At 62.5% G+C, this 14,171-nt stretch carries 12 protein-coding genes; 10 read left to right on the top strand and 2 right to left on the bottom strand.

Translation table 11 applies throughout. The annotated features are described in order from the left end of the window. Positions 1–9: 9 nt before the first annotated feature. From trbE to trpS, 8 genes are all read left to right on the top strand, one after another. Positions 10–2,448: a conjugal transfer protein TrbE gene (gene trbE, locus RV1423_RS04495; RefSeq protein WP_034293604.1), complete on the top strand. Its 2,439-nt coding sequence runs from the start codon at positions 10–12 to the stop codon at positions 2,446–2,448. Then, positions 2,445–3,173, top strand: a complete 729-nt coding sequence (trbJ, locus tag RV1423_RS04490) for a P-type conjugative transfer protein TrbJ (protein WP_034293602.1) — start codon at positions 2,445–2,447, stop codon at positions 3,171–3,173. The genes trbE and trbJ overlap by 4 nt, the downstream gene beginning before the upstream one ends. A gap of 9 nt (positions 3,174–3,182) precedes the next feature. Next, on the top strand, positions 3,183–4,562 hold the full coding sequence (trbL, locus tag RV1423_RS04485) for a P-type conjugative transfer protein TrbL (protein WP_034293600.1): 1,380 nt from the start codon (positions 3,183–3,185) through the stop codon (positions 4,560–4,562). A 12-nt stretch (positions 4,563–4,574) separates the two neighbouring features. Continuing rightward, the gene (trbF, locus tag RV1423_RS04480; protein WP_034293598.1) at positions 4,575–5,279 is read left to right on the top strand and encodes a conjugal transfer protein TrbF; all 705 of its coding nucleotides are present in this window, start codon (positions 4,575–4,577) and stop codon (positions 5,277–5,279) included. Next, on the top strand, positions 5,276–6,277 hold the full coding sequence (gene trbG, locus RV1423_RS04475; RefSeq protein ID WP_034293596.1) for a P-type conjugative transfer protein TrbG: 1,002 nt from the start codon (positions 5,276–5,278) through the stop codon (positions 6,275–6,277). The genes trbF and trbG overlap by 4 nt, the downstream gene beginning before the upstream one ends. Before the next feature lie 2 nt (positions 6,278–6,279). After that, the gene (locus tag RV1423_RS04470) at positions 6,280–7,584 is read left to right on the top strand and encodes a TrbI/VirB10 family protein (RefSeq protein ID WP_034293593.1); all 1,305 of its coding nucleotides are present in this window, start codon (positions 6,280–6,282) and stop codon (positions 7,582–7,584) included. After that, the gene (locus RV1423_RS04465) at positions 7,581–7,850 is read left to right on the top strand and encodes a DUF2274 domain-containing protein (protein WP_034293591.1); all 270 of its coding nucleotides are present in this window, start codon (positions 7,581–7,583) and stop codon (positions 7,848–7,850) included. Before RV1423_RS04470 ends, RV1423_RS04465 begins: the two co-directional genes overlap by 4 nt. Before the next feature lie 547 nt (positions 7,851–8,397). Next, positions 8,398–9,447, top strand: coding sequence for a tryptophan--tRNA ligase (trpS, locus tag RV1423_RS04460; protein ID WP_034293589.1), 1,050 nt, complete (start codon positions 8,398–8,400; stop codon positions 9,445–9,447). Between the two features lie 7 nt (positions 9,448–9,454). Here trpS and RV1423_RS04455 read toward each other — a convergent pair whose 3' ends face one another. Beyond that, complete coding sequence (locus RV1423_RS04455; RefSeq protein WP_051516479.1) at positions 9,455–10,885, bottom strand: ATP-binding protein; 1,431 nt, start codon at positions 10,883–10,885, stop codon at positions 9,455–9,457. Next, on the bottom strand, positions 10,882–11,610 hold the full coding sequence (locus RV1423_RS04450) for a response regulator (RefSeq protein ID WP_197034873.1): 729 nt from the start codon (positions 11,608–11,610) through the stop codon (positions 10,882–10,884). The genes RV1423_RS04455 and RV1423_RS04450 overlap by 4 nt, the downstream gene beginning before the upstream one ends. A gap of 209 nt (positions 11,611–11,819) precedes the next feature. Between RV1423_RS04450 and RV1423_RS04445 the strand changes: the two genes are divergently transcribed. Continuing rightward, entirely contained in the window at positions 11,820–12,323 is a 504-nt protein-coding gene (locus tag RV1423_RS04445) for a Spy/CpxP family protein refolding chaperone (RefSeq protein WP_034293585.1), read from the top strand. Between the two features lie 250 nt (positions 12,324–12,573). Further along, a complete protein-coding gene (locus RV1423_RS04440) occupies positions 12,574–14,166 on the top strand; it encodes an MdtA/MuxA family multidrug efflux RND transporter periplasmic adaptor subunit (protein ID WP_034293802.1) in 1,593 nt (530 codons plus the stop codon). Positions 14,167–14,171: the final 5 nt, after the last annotated feature.

Below are 14,171 nucleotides of genomic sequence, written 5' to 3'. Positions count from 1 at the left end.
GAACACGCCATGATGAATCTCGCTGAATACCGCAAGCGTCCCGCGCTGCTGGCCGACTGGCTGCCCTGGGCCGGACTGGTCGCGTCGGGCCTCGTGCTCAACAAGGACGGCTCGTTCCAGCGCACGGCGCGCTTTCGCGGGCCGGACCTGGACAGCGCCACGCAGGGCGAACTGATCGCCACGTCGGCGCGTTTGAACAACGCACTGCGCCGGTTGGGATCGGGCTGGGCCTTGTTCGTGGAAGCCGAGCGGCGCACCGCCGCAGATTACCCAAAGTCGGATTTTCCTGAACCGCTATCCTGGCTGGTGGACGAAGAGCGTCGGGCCTCGTTCGAGGAAGACCATAGCCATTTCGAGAGCAGCTACCACCTGACGCTGGCGTACCTGCCAGCCGAGGAATCTCGCGCCCGCGCGGCCAAGCTGCTGTACGAGAACACGCCGCAAGGCGGCGTGGACTGGCGCGAGCGGCTGGAATCGTTTGTCTCGGAGACGGATCGCTTCTTTGACCTGCTTGATGGCGTCATGCCGGAGATTGATTGGCTGGACGACAGCCAGACGCTGACCTATCTGCATGCGACCGTTTCGACGCGGCGCTATCGGGTGGCGGTGCCAGAGCATCCGTTCTACATCGATGCCTTGCTGGCCGATTGCGCTTTGGTAGGAGGTTTGGCTCCCATGCTGGGCGACCAGCACCTGCGCGTGGCATCGGTGCGCGGTTTCCCCACCTCGACCTGGCCGGGGCTGCTGGATGATCTCAACCGGCTCGGCTTCGCCTACCGCTGGTCCACACGCTTCCTCTGCATGGACAAGTCCGAAGCAGAAAAGGAACTCACGCGCCTGCGCCGCCAGTGGTTCGCCAAGCGCAAGAACGTGGTGGCGCTGCTGCGTGAAACCATCTTCCAGCAGGAAAGCCCGCTGGTCGATACCGACGCCTCGAACAAGTCAGCGGATGCCGATGCGGCCCTGCAGGAGCTAGGTAGCGATCAAGTCGCCTTCGGCTATGTCACTGCAACGGTGACGGTTCTCGACACCGATCCTTCGGTCGCGGATGAAAAACTGCGCCGGATCGAACGTGTCATCCAGGGCCGCGGCTTCGTCACAATCCCGGAAACGCTGAATGCCGTGGACGCCTGGCTGTCCTCGATTCCGGGCAATGCCTACGCCAACGTGCGACAACCGATCATCTCGACGCTGAACCTGGCGCACCTGATGCCTGTATCGGCGGTGTGGGCCGGACAGGAGCGCAATGGGCATCTCGATGGGCCGCCGCTGATTGTGACGCGCACCGATGGCGCCACGCCGTTCCGGCTGGTGACGCACATTGGCGACGTGGGCAACACACTGGTGGTCGGACCCATCGGCATGGGCAAGTCGGTGTTGTTAGCGACCTTGGCGATGCAGTTCCGCCGCTATCCCGGCTCGCGCATCTTTGCTTTTGACATGGGGCGTTCAATGCGCGCCACCATCCTGGGACTTGGGGGCGAACACTACGACCTGGGCGCTGACGGCGAGATTGCTTTCCAGCCGCTGGCCCGCATCGACCAGGAGGGCTACCGCACTTGGGCCTCCGAGTGGCTCGAAGGTCGGTTGCTGCATGAAAGCGTGACCGTCGGACCGGAAGAAAAGGCCGCTATCTGGTCGGCGCTGGGGAGTCTTGCAGGTGCGCCGGTGGAGCAGCGCACCTTGACCGGGCTGTCGGTACTTCTGCAATCCAACGCGCTGCGCCAAGCCTTGCAACCCTACGTACTCGGCGGAGCGCACGGCAAGCTGCTGGACGCAGACTCGGATCGCCTGGGTTCAGGTTCCGTGCAGTGCTTCGAGATGGAAGAACTGATGCACAGCAAGGCCGCGACGCTGGCGGTGTTGGGCTATCTGTTCGCGCGCTTCGATGAACGCTTCGACGGCGCGCCGACCTTGCTCATTCTGGACGAAGCCTGGCTGTTCCTCGATGACCCGGTGTTTGCCGCGCGCATCCGCCAGTGGCTCAAGACGCTGCGCAAGAAGAACGTCAGCGTCATCTTCGCCACGCAGTCCCTGGCCGACATCAAGGATTCGGTCATCGCGCCTGCGATCATCGAGAGCTGCGCGAGCCGCATCTTCTTGCCCAACCCGCAGGCGACCGAACCGCAGATCAAGGTGATCTACGAAGGCTTCGGTTTGAACCGCCGCCAGATCGACATCGTGGCCGAGGCGGTTCCCAAGCGCGACTACTACTACCAGTCTCGGCTGGGCAATCGCTTGTTCGACCTGGATCTGGGGCCGGTCACGCTGGCCTTTGCCGGCGCCTCGACGTCGCAGGACCAGCGTGACATTGATGCGGTCTTCCACTCAGTGCCTCCTTCCGACTTCGCAGCCGCTTGGCTGCGCCATCGCGGCCTCGACTGGGCCGCCGACCTTGTTCCGTCCTTTCCGTCCTATTCATCCACCCCACAGGAGTACACATCATGAAAAAAACCATCCTCGCCATGGCCGTCGCAACGTTGGTGACCGTCATGCCTGCCGCACACGCGCAGTGGGTCGTGATCGATCCGTCCAACCTGGCCCAGAACATCATGACCGCCGCACGCTCGCTGGAGCAGATCAACAACCAGATCAGACAGCTCCAGAACCAGGCGCAGTCGCTGATGAACGAGGCGAAGAACCTCACCGGCTTGGACTTCAGTGTATTGAATGAATTGCGCGCGTCGCTGTCGGCCACGAACCAACTGATCCAGCAGGCGCAGGGCCTGGCGTTCAACGTATCGCAGATGGAGACTGAATTCCAGCGGCTCTACCCCGATGCGTATTCTGCCTCCATCTCGGGAAACCAGATGGCGACCGATGCGCGTTCGCGCTGGCGCAACTCGCTGGAAGCGCTGCGCACCGCGACCAAGGTGCAATCGCAGGCGGTGCAGAATTTCGCATCCGACGAGCAGACACTGACCGACCTGGTGAACCGCAGCCAGTCGGCCGTAGGTGCGCTGCAAGCCACGCAGGCCACCAACCAACTGCTGGCCTTGCAAGCGCGACAAGCCATCCAGGCGCAGCAACTGCAAATCACCCAAGATCGGGCCACCGCGCTGGAGCAGGCGCGCGTCGTTGCCGTGCAGGAGCGTGCCCGCGAGGTGCGGCGTCGCTTCATCGGAGACGGCACGCCATACACGCCGCAGACCGTCGATTTCTACGGTCGTTGAGGGGATGCCATGAACGACGTTTCCATCATCGATCATTTCCTCAACGTCTTCTCGCGCTACATCGACTCCGGTTTCGGTTTGCTGCGAGGAGAAGTTGCCTATCTGACCGCCACGCTAGTGGTGATCGACATGACGCTGGCCGGGCTGTTCTGGGCCATGAGCCATGCCAGCGGTGGCGGCGACGACATCATGGGCAAGCTCATCAAGAAGGTGCTGTATGTGGGGGCCTTCGCCTACATCATCGGCAACTTCAATTGGCTGGCTGGCATCGTGTTCCGGTCTTTCTCCGGGCTGGGGCTGCTGGCGTCTGGTTCGACGATTTCGCAGGCCGAGTTCCTGCAGCCGGGCCGGCTGGCCAAGGTCGGCATCGATGCCGGTGCGCCGATCTTGGCGCAGATCAGCGAGGTGGCGGGATTTCCTGAAGTATTCGTGAACATTGACGTGGTCGTCGTGTTGTTCCTGGCCTGGCTGGTGCTGATCGTGAGTTTCTTCGTGCTCGCGGTGCAGCTCTTCGTCACCTTGATCGAATTCAAGCTGACCACGCTTGCAGGCTTCGTGCTGGTGCCGTTTGCATTGTGGAACAAGACTTCGTTCCTGGCTGAAAAGGTGTTGGGCAACGTGGTGTCGTCGGGCATCAAGGTGCTGGTGCTGGCGGTCATCGTGGGGATAGGCACGGGCCTGTTCGCCGAATTTCGGACGCCACCGGGTGCAGACCCGTCCATTGATTACGCGCTGACCATCATGCTGGCAGCGCTGGCGATGCTGGGTCTCGGTATCTTCGGACCGGGCATCGCGACTGGACTGGTGTCCGGGGCGCCGCAGTTGGGTGCTGGTGCTGTTGCGGGAACTGCCTTGGGTGCCGCTGGAGCAGCGGTCGCAGTGGGAGTCGCCACCACGGGCGTCGGTAGCGCCGTCGCAGCCGGTGCGCGTATGGCGCCGGGTGCCGTAAAGATGGCCGCGAGTGGTGCCCGCTCAATGGCCTCGACCGCCAGTAGCGCGAAGTCCGCATTCCAGGCCGGTTCTGCCGGTGCCGGTGGTGGCATCAAGGGCGCGGCGGCGGGTCTGGGCAACGTCGCCAAGACGGGCGCGCAATCGGTGGGGCAAAAGGTCGCCGCTGGAGCCAAGTCGATGAAGGATCGGGCTGCGGCGGCCGTCAGGCCAGATGCCCCTGCATCCGAGGATGGTGCTGCCGGTGGTGCGAATGGCCCGACGACTCAAGGCGGTGCCGATGCCGCGCCAGCCGACACCCAACAACCCGCTTGGGCCAAGCGCCTGCATCGTCGCCAGCAGATCAGCCATGCCGCCTCGACCGTCGCCCACACGCTGCGCGGTGGGGATGGCGGCGGCTCAGGCAGTAGCCCCAGCCTGCACGACCCCTCGGATTCATAAGGAGAACATCTCATGCGATTCAAACGTTCATTGGTGCGCTATGCGGACACGCCACAGCCTGCCACCCCGTATCAATCCGCTGAGCAGGTCTGGGATGACCGTATCGGTTCGGCCCGTGCGCAGGCAAAGAACTGGCGGCTGATGGCTTTCGGTTGTTTGGTGCTGGCTTTGCTGATGGCGGGCGGCCTGGTCTGGCGCTCGGCGCAATCCATCGTCACGCCCTTTGTGGTGGAGGTGGACAGTGCTGGGCAAGTGCGCGCTGTCGGCGAAGCCGTCACGCCGTACAAGCCCAACGATGCACAGACGGCGCATCACCTGGGGCGCTTCATCACACTGGTGCGTTCGCTGTCCATCGACCCCATCGTCGTGCGCCAGAACTGGCTCGACGCCTACGACTACACCACCGACCGCGGCGCGGCCGTGCTCAACGACTACGCGCGTACCAATGACCCGTTTGCGCGAGTGGGCAAAGAGTCGGTGACGGTGCAGATCACCAGCATCGTGCGCGCCAGCGATGCGTCATTCAACGTGCGCTGGACTGAGCGCCGCTATGTCAACGGCGCAGCCGCCGGCTTGGAACGTTGGACGGCGGTTGTGTCCATCGTGCTGCAAACGCCGCGCACCGAAGAGCGCTTGCGCCGCAATCCGCTGGGCATCTACGTCAATGGTCTGTCGTGGAGCCGTGAACTCGATTCTTCCGAAGGAGCCAAACCATGAAACCGACTTTGCGCATTTACGTATTTTTGTCCCTACTGGTAGCCCTTGCCGGGTGCGCCACGCAAGGCAAGCCGCCGCCGACCATCACGCTGGATGAGGCGGTGCAGGCGCAGCCTTTGCCGGAGTCGCCCAAGTCTGTTGAAGTGGTGACTGTTCCGCAGCCGTTGCCACTGCCCGAGCAGTTGAAGCCCTTGCCGGGACATGGCGATGAAAAGTCCGCGCCAGAACCTGCCGACGAGAAGCTGCGCGTGTCCCGCGCCAATCAGGAGGCGCGCATCGCGCCGACTCGCGAGGGCTACGTCAATGCGATCCAGGTGTGGCCATTCACTGATGGCGCGCTGTACCAGGTCTATGCCAGTCCGGGCCGGGTGACCGTGGTTTCGCTTCAACCCGGCGAGGAACTGGTGACGGTTGCGGCTGGCGATACCGTGCGCTGGATCGTGGGCGACACGTCCAGCGGTACGGGTGCTGACCTGCGCGTAAGCGTGCTAGTCAAACCTACGCGCAGCGGCCTCAAGACCAATTTGGTTGTGACGACCAACCGGCGCACCTATCTGCTTGAGTTGACCTCGACCGAGAAGGCCTGGATGGCGTCCGTGTCCTGGGATTATCCGAAGGACCGCATGCTGGCCTTGCAGCGCCAGTCGCAGGCGGCGCAGATCGCTGCGCCGGTGGATGCCGGTTTGTTGCTGGAGAGAATTCGTTTCCGCTACGCGATTAGCGGCAGCAATCCGTCGTGGAAGCCATTACGTGCCTTTGACGATGGCGAGAAGGTCTATATCCAGTTTCCCGGCGGCATCGCACAGGGCGAGCTGCCGCCACTGTTCGTTATCGGCGCACAAGGTGATGGGCAACTGGTGAACTACCGCTTCCGTCCGCCGTATTACATCGTGGACCGGCTGTTCGGCGCGGCCGAACTGCGCCTGGGTGCTGACAAGGGCGACGTGGTGCGTATCGAGCGCACGGATGGGATTGTGAGCGTGACGCGGAGGAACTGACCATGAGCCAAGCGAACAATGCCCCTGGCACACCGGTGTCAGATGTGCCGCCCAAGGTGGCTCCCGAGAACGTGGCTCTGCGTGCCCAGCCGCGTCCGGTCACACGCTTGAACCGGCGTATGCTGGCCGTCCTCGTTGGCGGGCTGGCGACCGCCGTGCTCGGCGGCACTATCTGGTCGCTGCAAGCTACGCAGCGCCGAGGTGCTGGCGACCAGAAAGAGCTGTTCAACGTCGATCGCGTGTCGCGTTCCGAAGGGCTTGATCAACTGCCAGCCGACTATTCCAAGCTGCCGCCGACCTTGCCAGCAGTGCCGCAGCTCGGCACGCCGTTGCCGGGCGATCTGGGCGGGCCGATCCACAAGGCCGAGCAGCAATCCCAAGGCTACGGTGCCCCGCCATCTGGCCGTGATCCGGCCGAAGCCGAACGCCTGGCACGCTTGAAGCAGGCCGAGGAAGCAGCGGCTTCGTCGGTGTTCTTCCGGTCAAGTGCTCAGAAGGTTGCCGCTTCCGCGTCAGCGCAGGCTGCACCTGCCGCCCCTGCGTCGGCGAACGCCGCCTTCGATCCGATGGCGGCCGGACCAGCTTCAACCGCCGCGCAGTCGGCCGACCCCACCGCCGTGCAGAATCGGCAAGAGCAGAAGGAAGGATTTTTGAACAAAGCCGGTTCTACGGAAACCCGCAACTCCGGCAACCTGCAAATGCCCGCATCGCCGTACCAGGTCATGGCCGGCACGGTCATCGCCGCCGCGCTGGTCACGGGCATCAAGTCGGACCTGCCGGGCGATGTGATCGCCACGGTGACGGAGCCGGTCTACGATACGGCCACCGGCAAGTACATGCTGATCCCGCAAGGCTCGCGCTTGCTGGGCAAATACAACAGCCAGGTGAGCTATGGACAGAGCCGCGTGCAGGTGGTGTGGAATCGCGTCATCCTCCCGGATACGTCCTCGTTCCAGCTCGACAAACTGGTCGGCACCGATCCGGCCGGCTATGCGGGCCTGGAGGATGGCGTTGATTGGCATTGGGATCGCGTCTTTGCCGGTGCTGCGCTGACCACCTTGCTGGGCGTCGGTGCCGAACTGGCCGCACCGGAGAACCGCAACGGCGGCGACCGCGTGGTCATCGCCGGACGCGACAGCCTGAAGGACAGCGTGAACCAGGCGGGCCAGGAGATGACCCGGCGCAACATGAATATCCAACCGACGCTGACCGAGCGACCCGGCTTGCCGGTGCGCGTCATTGTCAACCGGGATCTGGTGCTGCGGCCATACCAACCACTTTTTTTCAATAGGGGGAAATCGCGATGAGTACGCCGATCAAGAAGCTGCGGCTCGGGCCGCTCCCGAAGACGGAAAGCACGAAGCTGACTTTTGCCTGCTCCGTTGGCTTGAAAGCTGACCTCGACCGCTATGCGGCGTTGCACGCGCAAGCCTACGGCGAATCAGTGGACGCGGTGACGTTGATTCCGCACATGCTGGAGGCGTTCATAGCGGGGGATCGGGGATTCAAGAAAAGGGAGGCATCAAAGCCGGCGACGCAGAAGCCACCCCAGCGAGAGGCAACACCTCCGTAGGCGAAGTCAGTGCCGAAAGTACCCTCGAACGCGCAATCTCAGGACTGCGCGTTCGCATTTGGGGATCAGCCTTATGTTTATGTATTGGCGGGCATATGATTACGGAGGAAGCGGCCGAAGCTTCCATCCGTGTTACCCGCTGTGGCACGCCGAGACCCGCAACCGCTAGACTCCTATGTGGCCCCCAGCCTACAAACCGACCGTGGGCTCAAGGCGCTCAGAAGCAGTCTAAACTGTTGGTTTATATGGGTTTTTAGCGTCCTGTTCGCCATCAAAAATAACTTGACAGCGGACATTTTTTATTGTCTGGACGGCTTGGCCAGGCTTTTGTGGCGCGTCATTCCGCAAGGCTTGGTGCTATACTTATCAAATGCAACACAGATTCCCTTTCCTGCAACTTCTGCATTGGTGGCGCACCTGATTCAGGTGGCCCGCTTTTACACAGCTTTGCAGTACAGCTTTTGTCAATGTGATGCCGCCGGTCTTGGCGGCATTGTTGTTTGGTGTTCGACGAGACTGGCAGCGTTCCGAAATTACCGGAGTGACCATGTCTTTGAATGTTTCACCTGCATCCGCATCCCCTGATTCCCCTGTCGCCGCGCGGCCCATCGTCCTGGCCGGCGACCGTCCGACCGGTCCCTTGCATCTCGGCCATTACATCGGCTCGCTGGTCTCGCGCGTGCAGTTGCAGAACGACGCCAGCCAGTTCCTGCTGCTGGCCGATACCCAGGCCATGACCGACAACGTCGGCCGCCATCAGAAAGTCACTGAAAACGTGGTTGAAGTCGCGCTCGACTATCTGGCCGTCGGCATCGATCCGGAAAAATCCACCATTTTCATCCAGTCGCAAGTACCTGAGCTGTACGAGCTGTCGATGCATCTGCTGAACCTCGTGACGGTGTCGCGCCTGGAGCGCAACCCGACCATCAAGGAAGAAATCCGACTGCGCGGCTTCGAACGCGACATCCCGGCCGGTTTTCTGACGTATCCCGTCAGCCAGGCGGCTGACATCAGCGCGTTCAAGGCCACGCTGGTGCCGGTCGGCAACGACCAGTTGCCCATGATCGAGCAAACCAACGAGCTGGTGCGCAAGTTCAACAGCGTGGTCGGCAGGGACGTGCTGGTCGAGTGCAAGGAAGTATTGTCGGAAGTCGGTCGCCTGCCAGGCATCGACGGCAAGGCCAAGATGAGCAAGTCGCTCGGCAACGCCATTGCGCTTGGCGCCACCCCTGACGAGATCAAGCAGGCGGTGCAGCGCATGTACACCGACCCCAACCATCTGCGCGTCGACGATCCCGGTCAGGTCGAAGGCAACGTGGTGTTCGCCTTCCTCGACGCTTTCGAGCCGGATCGCATTGCGCTGGAAGAACTGAAGCAGCACTATCGCCGCGGCGGTCTCGGCGACAGCGTCCTCAAGCGCCGCCTCGAAGGCCATCTGCAAGCTTTGCTGGAACCGATCCGCACGCGCCGCCAGCAATGGCAGCAGGACCGCGGCGAAGTGCTGGCGATTTTGCGTCGCGGCACCGAGCGCGCCCGCGCGGCGGCGGCGCAGACCGTCTCGGAAGTGCGCGGCGCGCTCGGCCTGAACTATTTCTGAACAGGCTCTAGCGCGGTTTGGGCGGCTTGCGGGCTTGTTTCAGCGGCAGCGACAACAACACCTCCAGGCCGCCGTTACGGTGATTGCGCAGGTTCAGCAAGGCGCCGTGATTTTCCGCGATATTGCGCGCAATGGTCAGGCCGAGACCGGTGCCGCCGGTATCGCGCGAGCGCGAGGTTTCAAGCCGGTGGAACGGCTCGAAAACCACTTCCAATTGATCTTCCGGAATGCCCGGGCCATGATCGCGGATGCAGATCAGCACGCGGCCAGGCAGCAGATCGTCCAGCGCAATCGAGACCTCGGCGCGCTGACCGTACTTGAACGCATTGTCGAGCAAATTCGTGAGGCAGCGGCGCAGCGCATTCGGCTGTGCGACGATGAAAGCGCGCGTGCTGCCGACCAGTTCGACCTGATGGCCGGCATCGGAAGCGTCGGCGCAAACGCTGTCGAGCAGCGAATCGATATCGAGGCGCTGCATCGATTCCGAAGAATCCATGCTGCGCGCCAAATCCAGCCCTTCACGCACCATGCCTTGCATCACTGCCAGGTCATCCACCAGCTTTTGTTGCAATTCCTTGTCGTCGACTTTTTCCAGCCGCAGTCGCAGCCGCGTCAGCGGCGTCTGCAAGTCGTGCGTGATCGCCGCCAGCATGTGCGTGCGATGCTGGATCTGGCGGCGAATGCGGGCCTGCATGGCGTTGAACGCCTCGGCCGCCTGGCGGATTTCGGTCGGACCTTTTACCGTCAGCGGAGGGTGGTCGATGTCGCGGCCCAGTTCGGTGGCCGCGCTTGCCAACTGCTTGATCGGGCGCGCCGCCATGCGCGCCACCACATAGGCCAGCATGGCGATCAATATCAGGAACAGCAGGATGTAAGGTGCGCCGGAATGGGTGATGCCGTTGCCGCGTCCGCGCAGCATCGGCGGTTCGCCCGGGATGTGCAGGCGCAGTCGCAACAGCGCCTTGTCCTTCAGGCTGACGTAGATGATGCGGCAGGTTTCCATGTGCGGCGGCCTGTCCAGCGGTCCGGGCGAATAGCCGGGCGGCCTGCGCGGCGCGCAATCGGTCTCGCGCTGGACCACGATCTGGCGATCCGCTCCCAGTCGCGATCGCAGAATGTCGGCCATTGTGCTCGCGCCGGGGTTGACGGTGTCGCCGACGCTGTTGACGAACGCGGCTTCAAAACCGAAGTTGCCGGCTGCCTGCAGGACCACCTGGCGCGCCTGCGGACTGATGTCGTCGAGCGCCAGCACGAACTGCTCAACGCGTTCGGCGACGTGCTGGTAGCGCAGTTCGCGCAAGGTGCTGCGCCGCTCGTTGGACGCCAGCCAAGTCGTCGCCACGGTAGCGACGATGATGCCCGCCAGCAGGATCAGGAAGACCCGGTTGGCCATCGAGCTGAAAAATGAGCTGAAAAACGAACCGAACAGATTCTTCATCCCGCATCGTCCATGATAACGGTGGTGGCCAACACATAACCTTCATTGCGGATGGTCTTGATGATGGTCGGGGTGCGCGCGTCGTCGCCAAGCTTCTGGCGCAGGCGGCTGATCTGGATATCGACCGAACGGTCAAACGGATCGGCTTCGCGGCCTTGCGTCAGTTCCAGCAACTGGTCGCGATTGAGGATGCGGTTAGGATGGTCGAGGAAGACTTTCAGCATGCGGAATTCCGCACCCGACAGCGCCACCACCACGCCGTCGCCGCTCAGCAGATGGCGTGCGGTCAGGTCCAGCGTCCAACCGGCGAAATGCATGGACTTGGCTTCCAGCCGGATCATGTTGGGCGGCAACGCCTGCGTGCGACGCAGCACGCTGCGGATGCGCGCGAACAATTCGCGCGGCTCGAAGGGTTTGGCGAGATAATCGTCGGCACCCATTTCCAGCCCGAGGATGCGGTCCAGCGGCTCGCCGCGCGCGGTCAGCATGATTACCGGTACGTTCGATTGCGCGCGCAGGTTGCGGCACAGCGTCAGGCCGTCCTCGCCCGGCAGCGTCAGATCGAGTACGATCAGGTCCACGCGCGATTCGTCCAGCACCTTGCGCATGTCGACGCCATTGGTCGCCGTCAGCGTGCGAAAACCGTTGGCGTCGAGATATTCCGCAAGCAAGGTACGGATTTCGCGGTCGTCGTCGACCACCAGAATGTGAGAATTTGTATCCATGGCAGCCATTATGACAATTCCGGAAAGCGAGGGGGACGCTGAATTGTATATTGGGATAACAGATGGTTCTCCAGACATAGAGCGAAACAAAGCGGTCGTCGGCATATACAAAGCGATACAAATCGCGCGACACGCGAAAAACCGCCGTTACACCGCGGCGGTTAAATGTGACCTGTGCAGATAGCACGACTATCACGAAAGGAATTACCATGTTGAATCTGAAAAAGCATCTCATGATCGGCGTCGCCGTCGTCGGTATCGGTTTGACAGCCATGTCGTCGTTCGCCCAGATGCCGCCGGCCGGCCGCCATGCGCCGACGCCAGAGCAGATCGCCAAGTTCGAGCAATATCGTGCCAAGCGCCTGGCGGCATTGCATGACAAGCTCAAGATCACCGCCGCCCAGGAAGCCGGCTGGAAGACTTTCCTCGACAAGACCGCCCCGCAGCGTCCGGCTACGCCGCCAGCCCGCCCGAGCAAGGACGAATGGGACAAGCTGACCGCACCGGAACGCATGGAGCGCCATCTGGACATGATGAAGACGATGGAAGCGCATATGACGGACCGCATCGCCGCCACCAAGGAGTTCTACGCCGTGCTGTCGCCGGAACAGCAAAAAGTGTTCGACCAGGAATTTCATAAAATGGAAGAACGCCGCTTCAAACACGGTCGTTTCGGCCGCGAACACGGTATGGGCGATGGTTTTGGGAAATAATACTTGTTTGTAATCAAGGCCTTGCGTATCTTCTTTGGTGCGCAAGGCCTTTTGGCTTTCTGGTCGGCATGAAGATAAGGGGATTCATCACAGTCTCGTCATGCTTCTGGACCATAATATCGGGCTGGCGTTTCCATGCCAGTCTGCGAGTGCATTTTGTGAAGACCTGCCAGCCGATTCCACGTCCCGGGCGGCAACGGGCTGATCTTCACCAAATGTCTTGATCAAAAACCGTTTCCTGCCTCCCAAGATGACTATCACACCAACTCCCGACAATAATCAAACGCCATCTTCCCCGTCGCCCAAGAAGTCGCCAGGATTGCTGAAACGCTGGTGGTTCTGGCTCTTGCTGATCGCCGTGATCGGCGGTGGCTATGCGTACTGGAACCACAAGCGGGCGGCGGCATCCGGCGGGCAGGCGCAGGGTGTGGCGGGACAACAGGGCAGCGGCAAAGGCAAGCGCGGCGGCCAGGGTGGCGGCATGGGCGGCTTCGGCGGCCTGGGATTGTCGCCGGTCGGTGTGGCGGTGGCCAGGACATCTGATGTCGATATTTATCTGACCGGCCTGGGCGGCGTCACGCCGACCGCGACCGCGACCGTGCGCAGCCGCGTCGACGGCCAGTTGATGAAATTGCATTTCAAAGAGGGGCAACTGGTCAAGGAAGGCGATTTGCTGGCCGAACTCGATCCGCGTCCTTACCAGGTCGCCGTCACCCAGGCGGAAGGCCAGTTGGCGCGCGACCAGGCTCTGTTGAGCGCCGCCCAGCTCGATCTGAAGCGCTACCGCACGCTGCTGGAGCAGGATTCCATCGCCAGCCAGCAAGTCGATACCCAGGCCGCGCTGGTCAAGCAATATGAAGGCACGGTCAAGTCCGACCAAGGCAACCTCGCCAGCGCGCGGCTGCAACTGACCTATTCGCGCGTGACCGCACCGGTCAGCGGGCGCCTCGGCCTGCGTCAGGTCGACATCGGCAACATCGTCCACTCCAGCGACACCAACGGCATCGTCATCATCACCCAGGTGCAACCGATCACGGTGGTGTTCAGCATCCCCGAAGACAACATCCCCGCCGTCATGAAGCAACTGCAGGCCGGCAAGAAACTGGCCACCGACGCCTGGGACCGCGACCAGAAGAACAAGCTGGCCGGCGGCATGCTGCTGACCATCGACAACCAGGTCGACGCCACCACCGGTACGGTCAAGCTGAAGGCCCAGTTTCCCAACACCGACTATGCCTTGTTCCCGAACCAGTTCGTCAACATCCGCATGCTGCTCGACGTCCGCCAGGGCGCGACGGTGATCCCGACGGCAGCGATCCAGCGCGGCTCCAAGGGTTTGTTCGTGTACGTGGTGAAGTCGGATAACACAGTCACCGTGCGCAATGTCAAGACCGGTCCTGCGCAGGGCGACATCACCGCGATTGAAGACGGCGTCGCCAGCGGTGAAACCGTCGTCGTCGACGGCATCGACCGCCTGCGCGAAGGCGCCAAGGTCGAGCCGGTCATGCGCGGCGGCGCCGACGATCCGGCCAACAAGCTGACCGAGAAAGCCGGTCCGCGCCGCCACAAGCGCGACGGCGCGGGAGCCGCCGGTGCCGCAGGCGCTCCGGCGACAGCCGATGCGCAGGGCGGCCAGAACATGACGCCCGAAGAACGCCAGAAGCGCTGGGCCGACATCAACAAACGCATCGATGCCGGCGAATTCGGCGAAGAAATCAGGAAGCTGCCGGAAGACCAGCGCCGCCAGCGCATGATGGAGCTGCGTCGCCAGCAACGCGGCAATAGCGAAGGCAACGCTCCGGCGGCCGCCGGCAACGGGAACACCGGCAATGCAAACAAATAAAGGCT

Origin of the sequence: Herbaspirillum sp. RV1423, assembly GCF_000577615.1 — a bacterium.
In the GTDB taxonomy this organism is placed as follows: Bacteria; Pseudomonadota; Gammaproteobacteria; order Burkholderiales; family Burkholderiaceae_D; genus Herbaspirillum.
The sequence above is the reverse complement of the archived record's forward strand: the minus strand, read 5'-3'. Positions and strand labels throughout refer to the sequence as shown.